Here is a 24,545-nt window from a genome sequence, read left to right as displayed (position 1 = left end):
TTTATGCAAACACAAGAATTAGAAAAAATTGCATCTCAGGTTCGAAGAGATATCTTAAGAATGGTGCATGGTTGTCAATCTGGTCATCCAGGTGGATCTTTAGGTTGTACAGATTTATTAGTAGCCCTTTATTTTAGTGAAATGAAATTAAATCAATCTTCAGACAATGAAGTTGAATTTTCATTAAATGGAGCTGGTGAGGATTTATTTTACCTTTCAAATGGTCATATTTCTCCTTTACTTTACAGTGTTTTGGCAAGAAGAGGTTACTTTAAGGTTTCAGAACTAGCTTCTTTTAGAAAAATAAATTCCAGATTACAAGGACATCCAACCCCTCATGAACACTTAGAGGGTATTCGTATCGCCTCTGGTTCCTTAGGGCAAGGTTTAAGTGTTTCCATTGGATCTGCTCAAGCAAAAAAAATCTTAAACGATCAATCTACCGTTTATTGTTTAATGGGAGATGGTGAGCAAAATGAAGGCCAGGTATGGGAAGCAGCCATGTATGCACCACACCACAAAGTCGATAATTTGATTGCTTTCATTGATGAAAATGGTCAACAAATTGATGGACCAACTGAAAAGGTCATGAACAACAGAAGTTTAGAAGCTAAATATCAAGCTTTTGGATGGGAAGTTCTAAAAATGAATGGTAACAATATGCAAAATATCATTGATACCTTACAAATTGCTAAAAGTAAATTAGGAAAAGGTTCTCCAATCATGATCTTGATGCAAACAGAAATGGGTGCTGGGGTCGACTTTATGATGGGAAGTCATAAATGGCATGGAGTTGCACCCAATGATCAGCAATTAGCAGATGCTTTAGCACAATTAAATGAAACTTTAGGAGACTATTAAATTATTAAAAAATGGCTTTGTTTACTTACGAAACGAAAAAAGATACAAGATCGGGATTTGGAGCAGGAATGGAATATTTGAGTCAAAATAATCCTAAAGTTGTTGCTTTATGTGCTGATTTAATTGGATCACTCAAATTAGAAGCATTTATCAAAAATAGTCCTGAAAGATTTTTTCAAACAGGTATCGCTGAAGCAAATATGATAGGAATATCTGCAGGTTTAGCGGTAAGTGGATTAATTCCTTATGCAACTACTTTTGCCAATTTTGGTACGGGTAGGGTTTATGATCAAATTCGTCAATCTGTGGCATATTCTGGAACCAATGTTAAAATATGTTGCTCACACGCAGGTTTGACATTAGGTGAAGACGGTGCAACTCACCAAATATTAGAAGACATTGGATTAATGAAAATGCTACCAGGTATGGTTGTTATCAATCCTTGCGATTACAATCAAACAAAAGCAGCTACCATTGCAATTGCAGAATATGAAGGTCCTGTTTACTTACGTTTTGGCCGTCCAGTTGTTCCTGTTTTTACTCCTGAAAATCAAAAATTTGAAATCGGTAAAGCAATAAATTTAGTAGAAGGTAGCGATGTAAGTATTTTTGCCACTGGACATTTAGTTTGGGAAGCAATACAAGCGGTTGAAATTTTGAAAGAAAAAGGTATTAATGCTGAATTGATTAATATTCACACCATTAAACCATTGGATAATCAAGCAGTGTTAACATCTGTAGCAAAAACGAAATGCGTAGTTACCGCTGAAGAACACCAAATTAATGGTGGATTAGGTGATTCTATTGCACAATTATTAGCTCAAACCAATCCAACACCGATAGAATTTGTGGGAGTAAATGATTCATTTGGTGAATCAGGAAAGCCTTCCGATTTGATGGATAAGTATGGTTTAAATGCGAATAGTATCGTAGAAAAAGCATTAAAAGCAATTTCAAGAAAATAGTTAAAAAGGATAACCAATTCCTATATTAAATTCCAATGGGTTTTCACCAACGCTTAATGCGGTTTTGTTGAGAACCCATTTTTCATTTATTGGTTTGGCTGGATTTAATACCTTTGTTGCGATGTCTAAGCGCAATATAAAGAAGGAAAAATCCCAGCGTAAACCAAAACCTGTTCCGACAGCAATCTCATTGTAAAAATTATTCAACTTAAAATTAGTATTGGAATTGCTTTGGCTATTTGAAAAAGTCCAGATATTACCTGCATCGATAAATATAGCTCCATTCAATTTCCCTAGCATATATATAATAGGGAAACGGTATTCCAAAGAAGATTCTAATAAGATACTACCTGGCTGTTCTATTAAATTATTTCCTGGATTATAAGAACCTGGCCCTAATCGTCTTGGTTTCCATGCTCTAATGCTACTTGGACCTCCGATAAAGAAATTTTTCTCATAAGGTAACTGATAATTATTTTCTTCACTGTAAGCGTAAGCTACACCGGTTGAAATCTTAAAAGCAATTTGTGATTTTTTAAATTTGCCTAATAATTTATATTTTCTAAAATCACTATTAAATCTCAAAAAACGATAAAATTGAAGGTCTTGATTACTACCAATGATGTTTTGAATAAAATCCATTTTTTTATTCGGAATGAAATTCAAAATCGTTCCACCGGATTCTAAACCTAAACTAAAAGCTTTACCACTTACAAGATTATTGCCTGGTATAAAATCTCTAAATGAATATTGAAAATTAATACTAGAAACAAAACTTGGATTAAAGCTTCTGTACAAATTGTTTCCTTGTAATCGCAATTCATCTAAATAGTTTTGAAAAGCTTTCGAAGTTTCAGATTGGGGATAATTGGTATTAATTACATTTAAATCAAGAAATGAAATTTGGAAATATTGATATGGTGATTTTCTCCAATATAATCGATTAAACAAATTAACATTGGTTCGAATATACTCTGGTCTATCGATATAATCATAACTAATACCATATTGAGTTTGTGGTGCAAAAATGATTCCCAATTTAGATTTTATACTTTGGGGTAAATACAATCTAGGAAAATTGACAGAAGCCCCAACATTCACCTCAATATTTCTTCTTGTCTCTGAGGTATTAATAAATCCTGTTTGAGCCTCAAATCCAATTCGATTACTTATGTCAATATAATCCAATGAATTAAAAACACGTCTTATTTTAAATGAATTTGCTAAGAAAGGACCTGGAATACCCCTAAACACACTTCCCCCAAATTCCGATGAAAAATTATATTTATCATTGGTTATTAATTCAAATTCAGGAGTAATTTTTGTTTTTAAAGTATCAAATTTGACAGAAACAGACTTGAACTGATCTGTCAAATAAATATTCTGCATACTTTGATTCAACTTATCAACAGAATATAAATCTCCTTCTTTTATGTTAATCAGTTTGATTAATTCCGTATTTAATTTTGAATTAACATATTCAAAATTAAGATCTGCTTTTTTATTGATCAAAAAAACGGGTTTTTCAAATCGAAAAAGGCGATCAAAATTTCGATTGGTAAAAGGTCCTTTAAAATTAGGGATTTTGTATAATAAACTAATAGATTGGAGTGTTGTATCTTTCAAATCATTAATTTGAATTCCAATTGCGTCACTCGTAAAGAAATAATAGCCTTTATTTTTAAAATAATTACTTAATTTCTCTTTTTCTTCTTTTATAAGTTCAAATGATAAACCTTGTCCTTTTTCGATTAAGCTATTATTAGACAAATATTCTTTGGTATCTTTTGCCAAAACTGGATTATCAATCCAAATGGAATCATTTTTAGTAAATAAAGACAAGGTGCCTTCATTTACCATAAATTCAACACCAATTTGTTTGTTGGCTATGTTTGAGGAATCAATTTTGGCACTAAATTTAGCATTCAAAAAGCCTGATTTACGATAATATTTCGCTAATGAACTTTTGTTTAAAGCAATAAAATCTTCCGTATAAACAGGATTATAATTAGTAAAAAAGCTTAAAAAAGGTTTATCTGTTTTGATTGAATCTTTTTGCGATCGTTTTGATTTTAAAAAAGAAAAATATTTAGAAGGTAAAATTCTTTTATAGGAATACTTTAAACTTGGTATATTTGCCTTTATGTCACCCGTAGAAATCTGATTATTTCCTTTCAATGAAATTCGATTAACCACTGTTTCTGTTGGTACAAAATTTTTATATCCAGTACAAGATATGTTCAGGAGATAAATAATTAAGAAAACTAAGAATATTTTATATTTCAAAAGATGTTATCTAATAATCAAATAAAGTTAATCAATTCTCTACACTCAAAAAAAGGCAGAAATGAGAATAGACAATTTTTAGTAGAAGGAGAGAAGGGTATTCAAGAATTACTAAGCTCAAATTTCAAAATTTCCTTTATTGTATTGAACGAATCAGCTCCCACTTTTCGTATAGATTCAAAAATACCCATATTTAGTTTGGAAGAAAAGCAATTACAAAAACTTTCTTCTTTAACGAGTAATAATTACGGATTTGCAGTAGTGCATTTTTTAGATGACATAAACTTATTTAAACAAGAGAAGGACAGTTATTCTGTCGTTTTAGATGGAATTAGAGACCCTGGAAATTTAGGCACAATTATTCGAATTTGTGACTGGTATGGTATCAAACAAATAGTATTATCTGATGACTGTACTGAATTCTACAATCCCAAAGTTATTTCTGCCACTATGGGTTCTTTCAAAAGGATTCGATTTATTTACACCGATTTGGAAGAATTTTTCCAAAAAAACTCTGAAATCCCAGTCATAGGAGCATATTTGGATGGAGAATGTATTCACGAATTTCAATTTCCCTCAAGTGGATTCATACTTATGGGAAATGAATCCATCGGAATTAGAGATTCGAACTTAAAATTTGTGACGAAAAAAATAACGATACCTAGATATGGAAGCGCTGAATCATTAAACGTGGCTATTTCAACAGGAATCATATTAGACAACCTAAAAAGAAGTATTTAATTCTCTTTTTGTAAATATTTTTCGATGAAATAATGTGCCAAATATAATAAAGGAGTAAATAAAATTGCGACAAAAAATTTATAGAAATAATTGTTAAAAGAAACATTCATCCACTCAGAAAAACTCCAATTTCCAAAGGCATAAAAGGCTATTCCAATAACTAAAATACTATCAATGAATTGGGAAATTAATGTAGATCCAGTGGCTCTCAACCATATATGTTTTTTGCCTGTTTTATTTTTAATATTTTCAAAAACGTATGCATCAATCAATTGACTTACTAAAAAAGCAGAAAGTGAACCTAGGATAATCCCTAAACCTTGTCTAAAAATCTTACTAAAGGCAATATTGATATTAAAACCTGAATCGTCTTTATTTACTTCTATCCAAAAATCAGCTGGAACTAAAAGTGTTGCTAAATAAATGATAAAAAAAGAAAAAGCTACAAATAGGGCAGTAGTATAAGAAATAAATCTCACTCCTTTTTTACCAAAATAATCATTAATAATATCCGATGTGATAAAAACCAGTGGCCAATTTAAGGCGCCGGCAGTTTGATTTAAACTCCACTTGTCTCCCCAAGGAGTTAACCAAGCTAGAGGTTCGAAACCCAATGATTTTTCAATACTAACTATTTTGACTCCAATAATTTCTGCGACAATAGCATTGGTTAAAAATATTCCAAAAAGAAATATGAATAACTTCTGTTTACGAGAAAATTGTTGAAAAATCATTTACGATAATTATTAAAATGTAAAGCTATTTTATCTAATGCAATACTTAATTGTTCAACGTGAGGTAAAAATACAATCCTAAAATGATGATTACCTTTAAAATTAAATCCTGAACCCGCTACTACAAGTATTTTTTGTTCTTCCAACAAAGACATGACAAAATGATTGTCATCGATAAAATTAAATTTATCTAATTCAAAAGAAGGAAATAAGTATAGCGCACCTTTAGGTTTAACGCATGAAACCCCATCAATGGCATTTAATTTTTCAGCTGCTAAATTCATTTGTTTGTATAGGCGGCCATCTATAGCAACTAAGTCATTGATTGACTGATATCCACCTAAAGCTGTTTGTATGCCAAATTGAGTAATTACATTAGCACACAAACGAGTACTAAATAAAAAATTCAAGCCTTCTATATATGATTTAGCTTTATGTTTAGCTCCAGTCATAATCATCCAACCACCTCTAAAACCAGCAGCACGATAATTTTTGGATAAACCTCCCATTGTAATAATTAAACAATCATCATCCAAACCAGCTGCTGTGTGATGTTGAGTATGATCAAACAAAATTTTATCATAAATTTCATCTGAAAATAAGATCAATTTGTGTTTAGAAGCTAATTCAACCAATTTCTCAACTACCTCTTTGGAATAAACGGCACCTGTTGGATTATTGGGATTGATGATCACTAAAGCTCTTGTTTTATCTGTAATTTTAGATTCAATGTCTAACAAATCTGGACTCCAATCCTTTGTTTCATCACATATATAATGTACTGCTTTTCCACCAGCAAGACCCACAACTGTTGTCCATAATGGATAATCAGGTGAAGGAATCAAAACTTCATCATCTACATTTAAAAGAGCATTTAGCACCAAAGAGATTAACTCACTTACCCCATTTCCAATATAAATATCTTCAATCATGATATTTTTAACACCAAGATTTTGGTAATACTGCATGACAGCTTTTCTTGCGGCGAACAAACCACGTGAGTCAACATAACCTTGTGCATTGCGAATATTAACAATGATATCATGAACAATCTCATCTGGAGTTTCAAAACCAAAGGCGGCTGGATTACCAATGTTTAAAGAGGTTATTTTATAACCTTGATTTTGTAGGGCTAACGCTTTTTCATACACAGGCCCACGAATTTCGTACTTTAAATGTTCCAGACGGCGACTTTTCAATATTTCCATTAAATATTTTTTATAAGAATTGTAAAAATAGTAATTTACTTTTAAAATGCCCTAAATTGCGTTATAAATGGATAAAATCAATATAAATATTTTTACTATAGTTATAGCTATCATTTTGTTAGGCTTAAACTATTGGAAAATTTATACAACCTCAAAAGGATTGTTTCAGATTTCAGGTGCACTTTTATTCAAATATTTTTTAAGATTACTCATTACCTTTCTTTTTGTTTATTTATTGATCGATATGGGTAATTTATCCAAGCAAAGAGATCAAACATCACCTACTGTTGTTTTCATAATTCCTGAGAACGAAATTATTGCTCATGATTATGCTATAAATTTTAAAAATTTCATTCTAAATGATCTAAATAATTCAGATGACAATAGAAACTATCTTTTGATTCAATACAACTCAAAGCGAAACGAATTTTTCAAAATTTTACCTGATTTAAAGAGAACTCAATTAATCGAAATTTTGAATAATAATAATTTGCAAAATTTACATAGTTACCCTCAAAAATTAGATCTAAGTTTTATCTCAAATTCAAAATTTTCAGAGAACGAATTTCTAAAATATGAAATTATTGAAAAACATTTAATTCCAATCCAAAAGGATTCCAATACGTTTTTAAATCAAATTCAAAGCAATAATTTAAATATTACATTTAATTTGAAGGTATATTTATTATTTTTGTTAATTGTTTTTTTAATGGTAGACATATTGCTCAGTTTAAAAATTATAAAGATTTAAAAATTGTTTTCAACCTACTTCTATATATCCATTTTAATATTTCAATTGTTTATTTCTGATAATGCTGGTTACTACAATCAGAATGTGTCGAAAATCAATCAATTGATTGATAAAAAAGAGTTTCACAAGGCATATTCTGAAATCAGTAGGGTCGAAAAATCCACCATATTTAATAATCACGAAATCAATCAATTAAAAATCTTATTATCCATTAAATTAAATATTGAGACAAAAGAATTATTAAAAATCCACGAATTAAAGAATTTTCAATTACCAATTGTACTTTCAAAAATTGGGAAAACAAAAGAGGCTTTAGTATTTTTGAGAAAGGATATTATCAAAATGAATAATGATTCATTAATTAAACTGTTTGAAGTATATGCACTTGAAAGAAGTCAAACTAAAAACAAAATAAAATCTAATAGTCCTGTAAAACAATATGATAGTTCATTAGACAATACAGATGCTTTAGCATTGTTAGATTTAATGAAAAAAAAAGAGAAGTTTTTATCTTATAAAAATAATGTCAAATAAAGAAGAAAATTATACTTTCCCAGGTCAAACAGCCTTTTATCGAGGTAAAGTTAGAGATGTATATACCCTAGGCGATAAATTATTGATGGTAACCTCAGATCGTATATCTGCATTTGATGTTGTATTACCTAGATTAATTCCTTTTAAAGGACAAGTATTAAACCAAATTGCTAAATATTTTTTAGACGCTACCAAGGAGATTGTTCCAAATTGGCTAATTGATACTCCAGACCCTAATGTCGCTTTTGGATTAAAATGTGAACCCATTCCGATTGAAATGGTGGTTAGGGGATATGTTGCTGGGCATTTAGCCAGAGAATATAAATCAGGTAAACGCGAAATTTGTGGAGTTAAACTCCCTGAGGGTTTAAGAGAGAATGATAAATTAGCTTCGCCCATTATTACACCCACAACAAAAGCACATGAAGGGCATGATGAAGATATTTCGGTGGAAGAAATTTTAGACAAAAAAATTGTTTCTCCTGAAATCATGAACCAATTAATTACCTATTCATTGGCCTTATTTCAAAAAGGACAAGAAATGGCGAATGAAAAAGGGTTGATTTTAGTTGATACGAAATACGAATTTGGCCTATTGAATGGTAAAATCATATTAATGGATGAAATCCATACACCAGATTCTTCAAGATATTTTTATCAAGAACCATATGCTGAATTATTAGAAAAAGGTCTCCCTCAAAAGCAATTATCCAAGGAATTTGTGAGAGAGTGGTTAATCGCTAATAATTTTAGGGGCTTGGAAGGTCAAACCGTTCCAAACATTACTGATGATTTCGTTAATGAAATTTCAGAGAGATATATTTTACTCTATGAAGAAATTACAGGAATGAAATTTATTAAGGCAAATCAAGAAAATTTAAAAGATCGTATTTATAATAACACAATTCAGTATTTAAAAAATGTCAACTAATAAATCTTTCGAACTTGAACAGAATGAAAGTTATGCTTTAATTGATTGGAAAGAATCCAATTTGATTCAAGGTAATTATGAAGAATTAGAACAAATCATTCGAATATTATTTAAAAAAGAATATTCAAATATCATTTTAAATATCTCCAAAATAGATGAATTAGATGGGTATGGGGTATCTACAATTAGAAAAGGTACTAAAATCTGTTCCAATGAGAGTGGTTTATTCGTCATAGTAACTAAAAAGGAAAATATTTTAGAAAGATTGGAACAAGCCAACATAGAAAATATCACCTTATTCAATACAGTTCAAGAAGGAATAGATGCTATCTATTTAAATGAATTAGAGAATGATTTTAGTGAAAATGAGGAAGAAGATGAATTTGGAGGAAGTGAGAATTTTTCAGATTATTCAGATGACTATTGAAAAAATTGCACTTTACAAAGAATGACTATACTTGTTTAGTGATATTTTGTTTATCCATAGATTATTTTGCTTTAATTATCATTTGCCAAATATATTTTTGATTAAATTTGATTTAAGTGATTTTTATATTTAAAAATTAGAGAAATCATTATTTATATATTGTTTAAATTTTCAAGTTTATTATTAGAATATTAATAGTTTTATAATGAAAACAGTAGCCGAGGAGGGATTATACAGAAAAGAATTCGAGCATGATGCTTGTGGTATTGGATTTGTTGCAAGTTTGAAAGGGATAAAATCTCATCGAATTGTAAAGGATTCAATCAAAATGTTGATCCGTATGGACCATCGTGGAGCATGTGGTTGTGACCCAAATTCTGGAGATGGAGCTGGTGTTTTATTGCAATTACCTCATGAATTCTTTTTAGAAGAAACACCAAAATTTGGCTTTCAAATACCTAAATTAGGTCATTATGGTGTTGGAATGGTCTTTTTCCCTAAAGATGATTTACTAATTAAAGAATCAAAAGAGGTTATAGAAAGAAAAGCTAAAAAATTAGGCTTAAAGATTCTTGGATATCGAATTGTTCCTGTGGATAATTCTGAAATTGTAGGTGCTGATTCTGGAAATTCAGAACCATCCATTCAGCAATTGTTTATAGAAAGACCTGATAATTGTGCCACAGAGATTGATTTTGAAAGAAAACTCTATGTTTTCAGACAATTTATTTCCAAATTATTAAATGATACAATTGCTGGTTTAAACAATAAATTTTATTTTGCCTCCCTTTCTTGTAGAACAATTATCTACAAAGGAATGTTGACAACCATGCAGGTTCCAGGTTATTTCAAAGATTTATTTGAAGAAAATTTCACCTCTGCTTTAGCAATTGTTCACTCGAGATTTTCTACGAATACTTTCCCAGAATGGAAATTGGCTCAACCATTTAGATTCATTGCTCATAACGGTGAAATCAATACTGTAAAAGGTAATTCTTCATGGATGCAAGCTCAATCTGCACTCTTCTCAAGTAAATATTTTACGCAAGAAGAGTTAGATATGATCCTACCTGTTTGTAGTTTAGGTCAATCTGATTCAGCCATTTTAGATAATGCGATTGAATTGTTATACTTGAGTGGCCGTTCATTACCACATGTTATGATGATGTTAATTCCAGAAGCATGGGATGGTAATGAATCAATGGAAGATTATAAAAAGGATTTCTATGAATATCATGCTGGTTTAATGGAGCCTTGGGATGGTCCAGCTTCCATCTCTTTTACCGACGGTAAAATGATTGGTGCCACATTAGACAGAAATGGACTTAGACCATCTAGGTATTGGGTTACCTCTGATGACCATGTAATTATGGCATCTGAAGCAGGTGTATTAGATTTAGATCCAAGTACAATTGTGTCAAAAGGTCGTTTGCAACCTGGTAAAATGTTCGTAGTAGACATGGAACAAGGTCGTATCATTCCTGATAAAGAATTAAAGGACAAAATTTGTCAGCAACAACCTTATGGAAAATGGTTGAAAGAAAATAAAATTCGAGTAGAAGATTTACCAGAGGCAGGAAGTGAATATCGTCAGCCTAAGGGTACAGAATTGATCTCTCGTCAACAAATTTTTGGTTTTACAACAGAAGACATTCGCGTTGTTTTAGCTCAAATGGCCGAAACAGGTAAAGAAGCTTTAGGTTCAATGGGAATTGATACTCCTTTAGCTGTTTTATCTGAAAAGGCACAGCATTTATCCAGTTACTTCAAACAATTATTTGCTCAAGTAACAAATCCTCCGATAGATCCAATCAGAGAGAGAATGGTTATGTCCTTGTTGACGGATATTGGTGGGCTTTCTAATTTATTGGAAGAAACGCCAGGACATTGCCGTCAGATTGAAATGCAACAACCTGTACTTCGTAACAAAGAAGTGGAGAAAATTCGTTGGATTGATCATGAGAATTTCCAAACAAAGTCGATTCACATGACTTTCAAAGCCTCAGAGGAATCAGGGACATTGAAAAAAGCATTGGCTAGAATTTCTCAATACGCTGAGGATGCGGTAGATGATGGTTATTCAATAATTTTATTGACAGATAGAGGAATTGACTCTTCACATGCTCCAATTCCATCATTATTGGCATTAGGAGCAGTTCACAATCATTTGATTAGAACGAAAAAAAGAGCTAAAGTAGGAATTATCATTGAGGCGGGAGATGTTTGGGAAACTCATCATTTTGCCACTTTAATTGGCTATGGCGCATCTGCGATTAATCCTTACATGGCTTTTGAAACAATTCGAGAAATGAAGGATAAAGCTTTGGTTGATTCAAGCTTATCTTATGAAAAACTTGAATATAATTATATTAAGGCTGTTAATGGAGAGTTGTTAAAAATATTCTCGAAAATGGGTATTTCAACTTTACAATCTTATCAAGGTGCTCAAATTTTTGAAATTCTAGGATTAGGTAAAGAAGTTGTTGATAATTATTTCACTGGATCTATTTCAAGAATTGCTGGAATAGATTTAGATACTATTGCTAAGGAAGCATTAATTAAACATCAAAGTGGTTTTGGCTTATTAAAAGCGGACCATCCTAAATTGGAAGTTGGTGGTGTTTATCAATGGAAGCAAAGGGGAGAAGAACACTTATTCAATCCTCAAACAATTCATTTATTACAACAAGCTACAAAAAATAAGGATTTCAATACTTATAAAAAGTATTCAAAATTAATTGACGATCAATCGAAGAAATCCATTACGCTGAGAGGTTTGTTGAAATTCAAAAATACAACTTCCATACCTTTGGCGGAAGTTGAACCAATTGAAAATATTCTAAAAAGATTTGCAACCGGTGCGATGTCATTCGGATCCATTTCTTACGAAGCACATACCACATTAGCAATGGCAATGAATCGTATCGGAGGAAAATCCAATACAGGTGAAGGCGGAGAAGATCCAATCCGATTTATTCCATTGAAAAATGGTGACTCGATGAATTCTGCCATTAAGCAGGTTGCTTCAGGAAGATTTGGGGTAACAGCCAATTATTTGACTAATGCGAAAGAATTACAAATCAAAATGGCTCAGGGAGCTAAACCTGGAGAAGGAGGACAATTACCGGGGCATAAAGTGGATGACTGGATTGGTAAAACAAGACATTCTACACCAGGAGTAGGTTTAATCTCTCCTCCACCACATCATGATATTTATTCGATTGAAGATTTAGCTCAATTAATATTTGATTTAAAAAATGCCAATAGAGCTGCTAGAATTTCAGTAAAATTGGTTTCTGAAGCTGGAGTAGGTACAATTGCAGCAGGTGTAGCGAAAGCACATGCCGACCACATACTTATAGCTGGATACGATGGAGGAACTGGAGCATCTCCTTTATCTTCTATCCGTCACGCTGGATTACCATGGGAATTGGGTTTAGCAGAAACTCATCAAACTCTTGTTAAAAACAAATTAAGAGGAAGGGTGACAATTCAAACGGATGGTCAAATTAAAACAGGTAAAGATATTGCAGTAGCTGCTCTTTTAGGTGCAGAAGAGTTTGGTGTTGCAACCGCAGCTTTAGTAACTGCTGGATGTATTATGATGCGTAAATGTCATTTAAATACATGCCCGGTAGGTGTCGCAACCCAAAATCCTGAATTACGAGCATTATATACAGGACAAGTTGATCATGTTGTTAATTTATTTCATTTCTTAGCAGAAGAATTGAGAGAAATCATGGCAGAATTAGGATTCCGTACTATTGAAGAAATGGTTGGAAGAGTAGATTTGCTAGAAATGAATAATGTATCCAATCACTGGAAATTCAAACATGTAGATCTTTCCCCAATTTTAACTCCGGCATACGCTGAAAAGGGAGTAGCAGTAGTTAAAAGTGAAGATCAAGATCATGGTTTAGATGGACAATTAGATTGGGAATTATTGAGATTGACAGAAAAGACATTGAAAGACAAAACTCCTGTTTCAGGCGAATATCCAATTATCAATGTAAATAGATCCGTTGGTACGATTTTATCAAATGAAATCACTAAAATTTATGGGGAAAAGGGATTACCAAAGAATACAATCAATGTAAAATTCAAAGGTACAGCTGGACAATCATTCGGAGCATTTTCGGTGAGCGGTATTAAATTTGAAATAGAGGGAGATGCAAATGATTATATAGGAAAAGGGATGTGTGGTTCTACAATTGTTGTATATCCATCATCTGATGCCACATTTGTAGCATCTGAAAATTCAATCGTAGGTAATGTATCCTTTTATGGTGCCACTTCTGGAGAAGCTTATTTGGCAGGAATGGCAGGAGAGAGATTCTGTGTAAGAAATTCCGGGGCGAAAGTTGTGGTTGAAGGAATTGGCGATCACGGATGTGAATATATGACTGGTGGTCTTGTAATTATTTTGGGAGATACGGGCCGAAACTTTGCAGCTGGAATGTCAGGTGGAGTTGCTTATATCCTTGACGAAAAGAATGATTTTGAGTCGAAAGTGAATCGTGAAATGGTTGAAATAACTGATTTAAATCAAGAGGATACTAATATTGTATTAATGTATTTGAAGAATCATGTGGAGTTGACTAATTCAGTTAAAGGGAAATACGTTCTTGACAATTTTGCTTCAATAATTACTAGATTCAAAAAGGTATTACCAATTGATTTCAAAAATGCATTAAGTACTAGAAAATTAACAATTTCTGAAGTTTTAGAAGATAAAAATAAAGTTTACAAAGACATTCAAATTGATTTAAAATAATTATAAAATGGGTAAGCCAACAGGATTTTTAGAAAAAGATAGAAAAACTGCTAGCAAAAGATCAGTTGCAGAAAGGGTTAATGATTATAAAGAAATAGAATTATTATCACCTGAGCAAGATACAAAAGATCAAGCAAGTAGATGTATGGATTGTGGTACACCATTTTGTCATAATGGATGTCCACTTGGAAACATCATTCCTGAATTCAACGATGCTGTATATGAAGGAAATTGGCAATATGCTTATGAAATACTAAGTTCTACCAACAATTTCCCGGAATTTACAGGAAGAATTTGTCCTGCACCTTGCGAATCAGCATGTGTATTAGGAATAAACAAGCCTCCTGTCACTATTGAATTGATTGAAAAATCAATCATTGAAAAAGCATACAGTGAAGGTTGGGTAGTACCATTTCAACCAGCAAAAAGAACAGGCAAATCAATTGCTATAATTGGATCTGGACCAGCTGGACTTTCAGCTGCAGCACAATTAAATAAAGCAGGCCATAAAGTAACAGTATTTGAAAGAGCGGATAAAATTGGAGGACTATTGAGATATGGCATTCCTGATTTCAAACTAGATAAATCTGTCATTGACAGAAGAATTGCTGTTATGGAAAAAGAAGGAATTACTTTTAAAACTAACACTAAAGTAGGCTCGACCATCAAATTAGCGAAATTGGAATCGGAATTTGATGTAATTTTAGTGGCCACGGGATCTACAACACCTAGATTAATCAATGTTGAAGGTTCAGATGCTTTAGGCATATATCCTGCAATGGAATTCCTTTCTCAACAAAATAAAAGAAATAGTAATTCACCTTTAGAAGTAAATCATAAGGGAGAGAAGTATACTAATTCTGAGATTTTAGCTACTGGAAAAAATGTCGTTGTGATTGGAGGAGGAGATACAGGATCAGATTGTGTGGGAACTTCCAATAGACATAAAGCAAAATCAATTACTCAGATAGAAGTAATGCCAAAGCCACCAGTCTCAAGAGCTGAAAATACACCATGGCCTAATTGGCCAAATATGTTAAGAACTTCTACTTCTCATGAAGAAGGAGCAGACAGATTATGGTCGATAAGTTTGCAAGAATTTATCAAAGATGATGAAGGCAAATTAAAGGCATTAAAAATTGGAGATATCTCTTTCGTGAATAAAAATGGAAAGGTAGAACAAGAAATTATCAATATTCGTGAAATTCCTTGTGAGTTAGCATTAATAGCAGCTGGATTTTTACACACAGATCATGGTGATCTCTTTTCTGAACTTACAGAAAGAGAAATCAAATCAGACGAGCGTGGAAACATCGTAGCAAATTCGAACTACCAATCTGATTATGAGAAGGTTTTCGTTGCAGGTGATTCAAGACGTGGGCAATCCTTAGTGGTTTGGGCAATTTCAGAAGGTAGAGAGGCTGCTAGAGAAATTGATAAATATCTCATGGGTAAGACTCAATTGGAAGGTAAAACCGTTTCAAGTTTCGATATTTTTTAAAATATTTTTACCTTAAAACATGGCATATTAAAATAATTTTATTATTTTTGTACTCTCTTAAATGCTAGGAGAGATGCCTGAGAGGCCGAAAGGAACAGTTTGCTAAACTGTCGTACTGGCAACGGTACCGAGGGTTCGAATCCCTCTCTCTCCGCAGTGTTTTTCGGGGTGTAGCGTAGCCCGGTATCGCGCTTGGTTTGGGACCAAGAGGTCGTAGGTTCGAATCCTGCCACCCCGACAAAAGTCAATTTATTGAAAGATGTTAACACAACTTGAAATAAATTGACTTTTTATTTAAGGTTCCGTAGCTCAGTTGGATAGAGCAACTGCCTTCTAAGCAGTAGGTCTTTGGTTCGAATCCAAACGGAATCACATATAAAATATCTATAATTAAATCGAAGGTTTATTATAGATATTTTTTTTGCTCATAAATTTTTCATAAAAGATACTTAATGAAAGAAAACAAATACATATTGTCAAAAAATGCAATAGGTATTATATTATTATTTGTTGGACCTCCTTTGTTTTATTTTTTAAGAGCGCAATTTCATTTAGGTGGTGGTAGTATAACAAGTGGAATATTCTATTTAATAAGTTTATATTTGATTAGAAATCCACTAAATAGTCAATTAGGATTCAAACCGAATAAAATTTTGCTCCAAACAGGTGGAACTTTTTTTTTATTTACCCTCATTTATTTTGCCATATATAATCAAGAACCACAAAACAAATTATTAGACACATTAAATATCAGCATAATCATATTATTTTTTTTTTCAATCATTCGGGTTGATAATCAAATACAAAAATTCTTACCATTTTGGTTAATTGTCATAACCCTCTTAATAAATGTATTATTATTATATTCTGTAATTAATAATCCAAATTATACGATTGGATTGCGAGCTTCTGTTCAATTTGGTGATAAAGATTTCACAGGTAACCCTGGAATTTATGCTCGTAATGGTTTAATAGGTATCATCATATCCTTATTGTACTTGCTAAAACAAGAAAAGAATCTTTTTCTACAAGATTCAATAAAGGCTTATATATTAACCTTATTGAATGTTATTTTTAGTATTATTACGATTATAATAACTCAGACTAGAATGATACTTTTATCTTTGTTAATTATATTATTTGTTTTTGTTTTTTATGTTAACAAAAGAAAAATTGAATCATTTAAGTCAAATTTTAATAAAAAATATATTTATTTAGGATTAACAATAATAACTTTTTACATCAATATTAAATATGCTGTGTTTGAAATTTTAAGTTATTACATCGATAGCTATTGGGTAATATTTGAACGGGCGATTGTAACTTCCCTGACATTTGGTAAATCATCAAATGTAGAAATTGATGCATCAGCAATGGGTAGAGTAGAAAATATCAATTACTTTTTTAAAATTATTGATTTTGAAAAATTCAACTTAATCTTTGGGAAAGGATGGAGATATAAATACATTGATATTCCGATACTCGAAACTTTAATCAATTTTGGAGTTATTGGATTAATTTTATTCCTTCTTTTTATTATTTCACTCATTGTATTATCAATTGAATCTTTAAAATCTAAATCAGTTTTTCAAAATTTCTTAAGTCTATTTCTATTAAACGCTGTGATAGGTATATTTTCATCTGGTAGACCTATGGATTTAGGTTATTGGTTGGTATTTGTTTTATACATAAGATTTTTATCGGTTAAATATGAAAGTGACTCAAAAAGTATTGAATCATAAAATAGGTTTAATTAAGGTATGCGATTATTAATTTTTCATAATATTTTATGGAGTCATTACAAATCTGTCATTTTTGAAAAACTTCAAAATGAACTATTATCTAAGGATATTAAATCTGAGTTATTAGTTATTCAAACAAGTATCACAGAAAATTCAAGAAAAGATCTAGTTAATTTTAATTTAAATACTTTTCCTTATTCTTATAAATATAAATTAATTAGTGAAAATTTACCTTTAGAAAAGGTAAGTAAACTAAATATTCTAATTACTCGCATATATTATATTTATAAATTTAAGCCTGATACAATTAATTTTACTGGTTATAATGAATTTGGCACTTTATTACTTTTTTTAATCTGTCGTATATTAAAAATTAAAATAATTGTTACCAATGAATCTATTAATACGAATTCATCCAAAACTTTATTAAATGAGTTTAAATATTACTACAAAACATTATTATTTAAACTTGCTAACGGTTTTTTTTCTTACGGTCTAAATTCTAATTTATATTTATTTAAACATAAAGTTCCCAAATCTAAAATCTATTCTTTTTTAAATACATTTGACCGAGCTAAATTCATATCAAACGATAAAATAAAAAGATTAGAATATCCATATTTATTGTTCGTTGGACGATTGTCAGAAGAAAAAAATCTAACTGAATTAATTCGTTTATTTTCAGAAATTAGAAAAAATATCAACAATTTAAAACTTGTTTTAATTGGAAATGGGCCCGAAAAAGAACAGTTAATGACTCTTTCTAAGGCTTTAAAACTAAATAATGACATCACCTTCCTAGGCAGTGTAAAATGGGAAGAACTAGCTGATTATTATCGTCACTCAGAATGTCTTTTATTAACTTCAAAATCAGAAACATGGGGAATGGTGGCAAATGAAGCACAAGAAATGGGAATTCCAGTAATTTCAACTGCTAATTGCGGATGTTCAAATGATTTAATTATTGATAATTATTCAGGTATAGTAGTAGATAATATCACATCAGCTAAAAATAGAAATAAAATTATTCATTTTATTTCTACAAAAAATAAAACTAAACTTATTTCATTTATCCAGAATAATAATAAAATTTTTAGCTTGAATAGACTCTGCAAGGAAATGTTAGACGTACTATAAATACTACTTTTTTCTAGCTAAATAGGTATTATAAAAACTTTTTTCACTAGAATAAAATTGGCTATTTACCTCATCGTCATGATACAAATCATTGAAATTTTTACCCTTGTAAAACTTAACTCTATTTTCCATACTTAGCTCAGACATTTTATAATTCAACAGAATTTTTATACTAGATGCTGAAAAAGCAATAATTATTAGACCTAGAAAATAATTACGTTTGTTTAATAACGAATTAAAAAGTGTTCTATGAAATAAAAAAAGAACAGGAATGGAAGTCTTATTCATAAAATCATTATACTTCCCGAAATTAAATAATGAAAAAACTATAAGTAAAATAGTAAAATAAATTATCCTATTTCGATTCTTTTTTGAAATGCTCTCGTAAAATAAATAAAAAAGTAATCCAAAATCGATCATCCAAAAAGACAAATATCTTAACCAATTTTGCTTAAAATTCACAAAATAAAAATGAAAGGTTGTATTTTTTGAACCAAAAAACATAAAAAATAGCATCAACAATATAAACGAATATAGATTGATACTTGTCAAAAACTTATATTTCCAAAAATAAGGAACCAAGTAAAGTAAAAACAATCCTATAGCTATAAATGGAGACCAAAAAAATACAAGAACAATGATAAAAGGTATCCACTTAATAATTTTATCTGCAATCAATTTTTCTATAATAATTACACCTAAAAATGTTGCTAAAACTTGTTGAGGGCCATGTGCTAAATTCGTTATAACAGAAAAGTACCTAAATGGTAAAATATTATTAAATATAAATTTATCAAATAACCAAAATATACCGTTGGGTAAAATCAAGAATAACAGAAGATACTTATAACCATATTTACTAAAAAAAATTAAAGAAGAAGTAAAAAAGATCAAAAAAACCCAAAAAAGCTCTAAAAATGAAATGGAAACAAAAGAATCAAATAAATTATATAGAAAACTTGTAGGTAAAAAATATGCTAAATAATAAGAAAAATGATTGTATTCCGAAAGCGGCTGATTGACTATTACAGGCCAGTCATTATAAATCAAATGACTATAAACTAAATTTGATCTAAAAAACAAATCTTGTTTTTGTTCTGTAAATCCACCAATTCCAGAGGTATAAATGATGTACAGACATCCAATACTCAATATAAAAATATCTTTGTATGAAATTTCAAAAAAATCAATAAAAGTTAATTGCTTAATAAATTGATAGTATAAATATATTAATACCGAACAGAAAGCCAAACTCAGCGCAATATGTATCCAAGAAAATAAAAAAATAACTATTGGGAGTATTAAACAAGAAAAAAGAATAATTATTAGTGAATCTAATTTAAATTTGATCATTACTGAAAATTTGATTGAATATTAGTTCTTTGTGCAAATATAACTCATTCTAAATTTAAAATTTGGTAAGAAATTATATTCAAGAAATATTTTCTACTGGAAATTTGTTTTACTATTTACAATGATATTATACTCATTATTAGTATTTTTATAAACAAATCTGATTTATTTGAATAGTGAATAAAGTAAACTTAAAAAGTTTTTCTAATAAGGTTTTTGATACTAATCTTTCTAAATTAAAGTATTTAGCTTGGTTATTAGTATCAAATATATTTTTTTTAACTAATATACCATACCCTATTTTTATCAAAATCTTCCTATTAAAGCTATTTGGAGCTCAAATAGGAGAGGGTTTAGTAATTAAACCTTGGGTGAAAATAAAGTTGCCATGGAAACTAAAAATTGGTGATCATGTTTGGTTAGGTGAAAATTGTTGGATTGATAATATTTCTCAAATCAGCATTGGCAACAATAGTTGTATTTCTCAAGGTGCTTTATTGATTACAGGAAATCATGATTATAAATCTATTTCTTTCGAATTAATAAGTAAAGAAATAATTATAGAAGAAGGTTGTTGGGTAGGAGCAAATTCGATTGTATCTGGTGGAGTAACTTTAAAGAGTCATTCTATTTTATCCATTGGTTCATCAACATCAAAAAATCTAGAAGCTTATACAATTTATAGAGGGAATCCCGCCGAAATTGTAAAAAAAAGAATGATTTCTTAAAATATGGAAAATATTATAAATCTATTTGCAGTTAAGGAAGTACAAATCTTAATTACATTTTTTGTGTCATTGGTGATTTCTATTACAGCAATTCCAGTTATTATCAATATATCAAAATTAAAGGATTTAATGGCAGAAATTGAGCTTAGAAGCTCTCATGATGAGTTAACTCCAACACTAGGTGGAGTAGCCATTTTTGCATCCACATTAATTAGTTATTTTATTTGGGATAACCCGAATGAAGGGCATGAAATACATCTGGCAATTTCATCGATCATTATTTTATTTTTCTTGGGTATTAAAGACGATATTTTAATACTTTCTCCTAAAAAGAAACTATTAATTCAAATTGCTGCTTCCATTTTATTAATTATTTTCGGTGAAATGCGCATCTCACATTTCTATGGTTTATTGGGAGTAACTGAAATTCCCTACATAATAAGTGTACTTTTCACTACTTTTATTTTTATATCTGTAATTAATGCAATCAATTTGATTGATGGAATAGACGGTTTGGCTGGTACTGTTGGATTATTAGCTTCACTTACCTTCGGTTATCTATTTTACGATTTGAAACTTTATGCTCTGTCAACCTTATCCATAGGATTGGCTGGGTCACTCATTGGATTTTTAAGATTCAATTGGTCAGTTAAAAATAAAATATTTATGGGTGATACCGGGTCGTTAATTTTAGGTTTTCTATTGTCTTTTTTTGCAGTAAAATATATCATTTTCAATAGCTCATATCGATATAATCCACAGCTAGGGGTAGATGCTCCTATCTTAATGATCATTTTATTAATAATTCCTTTGTTTGATACATTACGTATGTTTTCAATTAGGTTATTGGCTGGTAAATCGCCATTTAAAGGAGATAGAAACCACTTACATCATTTATTAATCGATACTGGTTTATCTCATTTTTGGGCTACTATGACGTTAGTTATATTTAATTTAGTAGTTCTATTTACCTATTTTTCAGTGAGGCAAAATTTAACAAACAATCAAGCAATATTTGGTTTATTTATTGTCTTTTTAATATATTGTCTTTCCGCATATTTATTAAGTGAAAGAATCAATTCCGCTAAAATAGAGCGTATCCAATTTACTAAAATTGACAAATTAAAGAGATTACAAATCGTAGAAGAAAAGAAAAACCAAGGCTTAATCAATCAAAATACCAAATAATACGCTTACCAATTAGAAAAGAAGATTATGATGAATGGAATTAACGAACTAAGAAACAAAATTGACAAAATAGATGATTCAATTTTAGAACTTTTAGTTAGTAGAATGGAGATTGTGGAAGAAATTGGTCAATTAAAAAGAGATTCCAATGGTCTAATTTATCATCCAGATAGAGAAAAAGCGATTATAGAAAGACTATGTTCAAAATATACAGGGCGTTTAACTAAGAATGCAATAGAGGCCATTTATTTAGAAATATTTGGGGTATCTCGAAATTTAGAATTACCAGAAATCATAAGTTTTCTTGGACCTGAAGGTAGCTTTACTCATCAAGCTGCTGAAAATAGATTCGGAGCAGTTGCAGAATACATTTCTTTACCATCTATTAAATCCGTTTTTGATTCTGTTGAAACTGGAAGAGCTAAATATGGTGTAGTTCCCATTGAAAATAATCAGGAGGGGATGGTCAAAGAAACCATGGATTTATTATTTGAAAAAAAACTATACATTATTTCCGAAATAATTATCCCTGTCAATTTTTGTATCGCTTCTAAACAAAATAATTTAAAAGAAATAACAAAAATTTATTCCAAAGACATTGCCTTTCAACAATGCAAATCATTTTTAAATGATTATTTCTCAAATAAAGAAGAAAGCTTTTTTGTTCAAGTTGATTCAACATCAAAAGCAGCTAAGTTAGCCATTCAAGATGATTCTGCCGCTGCACTATGTTCACACATAGCAGCAAAAACATATCATCTTCCGATTTTATTTGATAATATTCAAGACAGTGAAACAAATCAAACAAGATTTTTTATCATTTCTAAAAATCCCAATTTAAAAATGACGGAAAAAGATAAAACAAGTTTAGCAATTAAGTTAAAAAATGATGATAAGCCTGGGGCTTTGTTAACATTATTGCAAGACTTTGATTCAAGAAAAATAAATCTTTTAAAAATTGAATCTAGACCAATTAAAGAAACTCATGAATTTAAATTTTGGTTCTTTATTGATATTGAAGGGAATAAGCTAGATACAAATATTGAAGAAATTTTAACTAAGCGATCAGATGAAATCACATTTCTAGGAAGTTACATGAATCTTTGCTAATTGATCTTCTGCCCAAGAAACATCTTGGGCAATTTGTAATTTTAATTGCTCTAAAGAAGAAAATTTCATTTCATTTCTGCATTTAAATAAAAAATTCAATTCTAATTTTTCATCATAAATATCGCCGTCAAAATCTATAATATAGGTTTCAATATGAATTTTATTTTCATCAGATGCAATGGTAGGACGTACTCCAATATTTGTTAATCCGTATTTTTTTTCATTCCCAACATTTACCTTCGTTAAATAAACACCCAATCCTGGAAGAAATTTATTACTAGGTTGAATATCCAAATTAGCAGTTGGAAAATTTAATTGTCGTCCAATTTTATTTCCCTGAATTACTATTCCTTGCAATAAATAAGTTCTACCCAACATCTGATTTACAACACTAATTTCACCAGCTTGTAAGTAAGATTTGATTTTAGTGGAACTAATTATTTCATTATTCAAAATTTCAGCAGCTATTTCAAAGGTTTTTATGAATTTAGCATAGTTTGTATTTACAAATTCAATGGAACCTTCTCTTTTAAAACCAAATCGATTATCATAACCTAATACAAAGGCACTTGTGTGTAAACATTTTAATAAAATGTCTTCTACAAATTGTTTCGCAGGAATTGTAGCAATAAATTCATCAAATGGAATGATAAATAAAACATCAACTCCCAAGCGTTTGAAAATTTCAATCTTTTCATCCGTAGAAGTAATTAGTCTAAATTCATTTGAATCAGTATTTGAAAAATAAGATGAGGGATGATTTGAGAACGATATAACAACACTTTGATTAGCATTTTCTTTGGCCAGCTCAACACAACGGCTTATTACTTTTTGATGACCTAAATGAACTCCATCAAACATCCCTATGGTAGTTACACTTTCTATTACGCCAAAATATTCAGAAAAACTATGACAAACTCTCATGCAAATCTGGGTTAAATGTAGCTACTTCTTGAGCTCTTTCTATTGAATAATCGCCAATTTTATTACGAATTAATAAAGACAAATAGGCTCCAGAATTTAAATATAGACCAAAATCTCGAACTATACTTCTGATGTAAGTTCCTTTTGAACAGAGAATACGAAAACCAATTTCTGGGAAATTATCTGTATTAATATCAAAATCATAAATAGTAGCTTTTCGAATTTTAATCTCCAATTCACTTTCATTCACCCCATTTCTGGCGTGTGTGTATAATCGCTCTCCATTTAATTTAATTGCACTATAAATAGGAGGGAGTTGATCGATTTCACCTAAAAAACTACGTCTAGCTAGTTCTATTTGATTATTATCAATATGATCGATTGAATAGGTAATATCATCAAATTCAGTCTCTAAATCGATAGAAGGTGTGGTTTTACCTAAAACAAATGTACCAGTATATTCTTTTGGAAGAGATTGAAAATATTCAATCTTTTTTGTGTACTTACCAACGCAAATAATTAATAATCCAGTAGCAAGAGGATCCAGCGTTCCTGCATGACCAATTTTTTTAAATTTACCAATGTTCCTGATTTTTTTAACCACATCGAAAGATGTCCAATCTTTTGGTTTATTAATCAAATAAAACTTG

20 protein-coding genes and 3 tRNA genes are annotated in these 24,545 nt (G+C 30.3%); 17 read left to right on the top strand and 6 right to left on the bottom strand.

All coding sequences use genetic code 11. From position 1 onward, the window contains the following. The first annotated feature begins 3 nt into the window (after positions 1–3). Both V7S79_RS02300 and V7S79_RS02295 read left to right on the top strand, forming a co-directional pair. Positions 4–861 (top strand): transketolase, encoded by an 858-nt coding sequence (locus V7S79_RS02300; RefSeq protein WP_459488935.1) that lies wholly within the window; start codon positions 4–6, stop codon positions 859–861. 11 nt (positions 862–872) lie between these two features. Continuing rightward, complete coding sequence (locus V7S79_RS02295; RefSeq protein WP_459488934.1) at positions 873–1,826, top strand: transketolase family protein; 954 nt, start codon at positions 873–875, stop codon at positions 1,824–1,826. Here V7S79_RS02295 and V7S79_RS02290 read toward each other — a convergent pair whose 3' ends face one another. After that, positions 1,827–4,022 carry a BamA/TamA family outer membrane protein gene (locus V7S79_RS02290; RefSeq protein WP_459488933.1) on the bottom strand — a complete coding sequence of 732 codons (2,196 nt, stop codon included), beginning with the start codon at positions 4,020–4,022 and terminating at the stop codon, positions 1,827–1,829. Between the two features lie 93 nt (positions 4,023–4,115). Between V7S79_RS02290 and V7S79_RS02285 the strand changes: the two genes are divergently transcribed. Continuing rightward, positions 4,116–4,853, top strand: a complete 738-nt coding sequence (locus V7S79_RS02285) for a TrmH family RNA methyltransferase (RefSeq protein ID WP_459488932.1) — start codon at positions 4,116–4,118, stop codon at positions 4,851–4,853. Here V7S79_RS02285 and V7S79_RS02280 read toward each other — a convergent pair. Beyond that, complete coding sequence (locus tag V7S79_RS02280) at positions 4,850–5,587, bottom strand: queuosine precursor transporter (RefSeq protein WP_459488931.1); 738 nt, start codon at positions 5,585–5,587, stop codon at positions 4,850–4,852. The two genes, V7S79_RS02285 and V7S79_RS02280, sit on opposite strands and share 4 nt — an antisense overlap. Next, positions 5,584–6,795 carry a pyridoxal phosphate-dependent aminotransferase gene (locus tag V7S79_RS02275; protein ID WP_459488930.1) on the bottom strand — a complete coding sequence of 404 codons (1,212 nt, stop codon included), beginning with the start codon at positions 6,793–6,795 and terminating at the stop codon, positions 5,584–5,586. Before V7S79_RS02275 ends, V7S79_RS02280 begins: the two co-directional genes overlap by 4 nt. A gap of 67 nt (positions 6,796–6,862) precedes the next feature. Here V7S79_RS02275 and V7S79_RS02270 point away from each other — a divergent pair, with 67 nt between their 5' ends. The 11 genes from V7S79_RS02270 to V7S79_RS02220 all read left to right on the top strand — a co-directional run bounded on the left by V7S79_RS02270 (position 6,863) and on the right by V7S79_RS02220 (position 18,592). After that, positions 6,863–7,546: a hypothetical protein gene (locus tag V7S79_RS02270; RefSeq protein ID WP_459488929.1), complete on the top strand. Its 684-nt coding sequence runs from the start codon at positions 6,863–6,865 to the stop codon at positions 7,544–7,546. 3 nt (positions 7,547–7,549) lie between these two features. After that, positions 7,550–8,080, top strand: a complete 531-nt coding sequence (locus tag V7S79_RS02265; protein WP_459488928.1) for a hypothetical protein — start codon at positions 7,550–7,552, stop codon at positions 8,078–8,080. Continuing rightward, positions 8,070–9,011 carry a phosphoribosylaminoimidazolesuccinocarboxamide synthase gene (locus tag V7S79_RS02260; RefSeq protein WP_459488927.1) on the top strand — a complete coding sequence of 314 codons (942 nt, stop codon included), beginning with the start codon at positions 8,070–8,072 and terminating at the stop codon, positions 9,009–9,011. Before V7S79_RS02265 ends, V7S79_RS02260 begins: the two co-directional genes overlap by 11 nt. Then, positions 9,001–9,438 (top strand): STAS domain-containing protein, encoded by a 438-nt coding sequence (locus tag V7S79_RS02255; protein WP_459488926.1) that lies wholly within the window; start codon positions 9,001–9,003, stop codon positions 9,436–9,438. Before V7S79_RS02260 ends, V7S79_RS02255 begins: the two co-directional genes overlap by 11 nt. A 205-nt stretch (positions 9,439–9,643) precedes the next feature. Beyond that, a complete protein-coding gene (gltB, locus tag V7S79_RS02250; protein ID WP_459488925.1) occupies positions 9,644–14,212 on the top strand; it encodes a glutamate synthase large subunit in 4,569 nt (1,522 codons plus the stop codon). A gap of 7 nt (positions 14,213–14,219) precedes the next feature. Then, a complete protein-coding gene (locus V7S79_RS02245; RefSeq protein ID WP_459488924.1) occupies positions 14,220–15,713 on the top strand; it encodes a glutamate synthase subunit beta in 1,494 nt (497 codons plus the stop codon). Positions 15,714–15,780: 67 nt separating this feature from the next. Continuing rightward, positions 15,781–15,867, top strand: a tRNA-Ser gene (locus tag V7S79_RS02240). 10 nt (positions 15,868–15,877) lie between these two features. Further along, positions 15,878–15,951, top strand: a tRNA-Pro gene (locus V7S79_RS02235). Positions 15,952–16,011: 60 nt separating this feature from the next. Next, positions 16,012–16,085: transfer RNA gene (locus V7S79_RS02230), tRNA-Arg, on the top strand. Between the two features lie 80 nt (positions 16,086–16,165). Then, the gene (locus tag V7S79_RS02225) at positions 16,166–17,455 is read left to right on the top strand and encodes a hypothetical protein (RefSeq protein ID WP_459488923.1); all 1,290 of its coding nucleotides are present in this window, start codon (positions 16,166–16,168) and stop codon (positions 17,453–17,455) included. Between the two features lie 18 nt (positions 17,456–17,473). Next, positions 17,474–18,592 (top strand): glycosyltransferase, encoded by a 1,119-nt coding sequence (locus tag V7S79_RS02220; RefSeq protein WP_459488922.1) that lies wholly within the window; start codon positions 17,474–17,476, stop codon positions 18,590–18,592. A gap of 3 nt (positions 18,593–18,595) precedes the next feature. Here the strand turns inward: V7S79_RS02220 and V7S79_RS02215 are convergent, their stop codons facing one another. Then, the gene (locus V7S79_RS02215) at positions 18,596–19,945 is read right to left on the bottom strand and encodes a hypothetical protein (RefSeq protein WP_459488921.1); all 1,350 of its coding nucleotides are present in this window, start codon (positions 19,943–19,945) and stop codon (positions 18,596–18,598) included. Between the two features lie 176 nt (positions 19,946–20,121). Here V7S79_RS02215 and V7S79_RS02210 point away from each other — a divergent pair, with 176 nt between their 5' ends. The 3 genes from V7S79_RS02210 to pheA are packed head-to-tail and all read left to right on the top strand — an operon-like array spanning position 20,122 to position 22,971. Beyond that, on the top strand, positions 20,122–20,673 hold the full coding sequence (locus V7S79_RS02210) for a WcaF family extracellular polysaccharide biosynthesis acetyltransferase (protein ID WP_459488920.1): 552 nt from the start codon (positions 20,122–20,124) through the stop codon (positions 20,671–20,673). 3 nt (positions 20,674–20,676) lie between these two features. Next, a complete protein-coding gene (locus tag V7S79_RS02205; protein ID WP_459488919.1) occupies positions 20,677–21,861 on the top strand; it encodes a glycosyltransferase family 4 protein in 1,185 nt (394 codons plus the stop codon). A gap of 27 nt (positions 21,862–21,888) precedes the next feature. Continuing rightward, entirely contained in the window at positions 21,889–22,971 is a 1,083-nt protein-coding gene (gene pheA, locus V7S79_RS02200; RefSeq protein ID WP_459488918.1) for a prephenate dehydratase, read from the top strand. Here pheA and V7S79_RS02195 read toward each other — a convergent pair. After that, positions 22,945–23,895, bottom strand: coding sequence for a bifunctional riboflavin kinase/FAD synthetase (locus V7S79_RS02195; RefSeq protein WP_459488917.1), 951 nt, complete (start codon positions 23,893–23,895; stop codon positions 22,945–22,947). The two genes, pheA and V7S79_RS02195, sit on opposite strands and share 27 nt — an antisense overlap. Continuing rightward, positions 23,879–24,535, bottom strand: a complete 657-nt coding sequence (gene truB / locus V7S79_RS02190) for a tRNA pseudouridine(55) synthase TruB (RefSeq protein WP_459488916.1) — start codon at positions 24,533–24,535, stop codon at positions 23,879–23,881. The genes V7S79_RS02195 and truB overlap by 17 nt, the downstream gene beginning before the upstream one ends. Positions 24,536–24,545: the final 10 nt, after the last annotated feature.

It is taken from the genome of Aquirufa sp. ROCK-SH2 (assembly GCF_054558315.1).
The sequence above is the reverse complement of the archived record's forward strand: the minus strand, read 5'-3'. Positions and strand labels throughout refer to the sequence as shown.

Coding starts and splice junctions, on each gene's coding strand:
- gltB (WP_459488925.1), top strand. CDS start 9,644: ATGAAAACAGTAGCCGAGGAGGGATTATACAGAAAAGAATTCGAGCAT.
- V7S79_RS02275 (WP_459488930.1), bottom strand. CDS start 6,795: ATGGAAATATTGAAAAGTCGCCGTCTGGAACATTTAAAGTACGAAATT.
- V7S79_RS02225 (WP_459488923.1), top strand. CDS start 16,166: ATGAAAGAAAACAAATACATATTGTCAAAAAATGCAATAGGTATTATA.
- V7S79_RS02215 (WP_459488921.1), bottom strand. CDS start 19,945: ATGATCAAATTTAAATTAGATTCACTAATAATTATTCTTTTTTCTTGT.
- V7S79_RS02245 (WP_459488924.1), top strand. CDS start 14,220: ATGGGTAAGCCAACAGGATTTTTAGAAAAAGATAGAAAAACTGCTAGC.
- V7S79_RS02220 (WP_459488922.1), top strand. CDS start 17,474: ATGCGATTATTAATTTTTCATAATATTTTATGGAGTCATTACAAATCT.
- V7S79_RS02285 (WP_459488932.1), top strand. CDS start 4,116: ATGTTATCTAATAATCAAATAAAGTTAATCAATTCTCTACACTCAAAA.
- V7S79_RS02205 (WP_459488919.1), top strand. CDS start 20,677: ATGGAAAATATTATAAATCTATTTGCAGTTAAGGAAGTACAAATCTTA.
- V7S79_RS02300 (WP_459488935.1), top strand. CDS start 4: ATGCAAACACAAGAATTAGAAAAAATTGCATCTCAGGTTCGAAGAGAT.
- V7S79_RS02195 (WP_459488917.1), bottom strand. CDS start 23,895: ATGAGAGTTTGTCATAGTTTTTCTGAATATTTTGGCGTAATAGAAAGT.
- V7S79_RS02295 (WP_459488934.1), top strand. CDS start 873: ATGGCTTTGTTTACTTACGAAACGAAAAAAGATACAAGATCGGGATTT.
- pheA (WP_459488918.1), top strand. CDS start 21,889: ATGATGAATGGAATTAACGAACTAAGAAACAAAATTGACAAAATAGAT.
- V7S79_RS02270 (WP_459488929.1), top strand. CDS start 6,863: ATGGATAAAATCAATATAAATATTTTTACTATAGTTATAGCTATCATT.
- V7S79_RS02255 (WP_459488926.1), top strand. CDS start 9,001: ATGTCAACTAATAAATCTTTCGAACTTGAACAGAATGAAAGTTATGCT.
- V7S79_RS02260 (WP_459488927.1), top strand. CDS start 8,070: ATGTCAAATAAAGAAGAAAATTATACTTTCCCAGGTCAAACAGCCTTT.
- V7S79_RS02280 (WP_459488931.1), bottom strand. CDS start 5,587: ATGATTTTTCAACAATTTTCTCGTAAACAGAAGTTATTCATATTTCTT.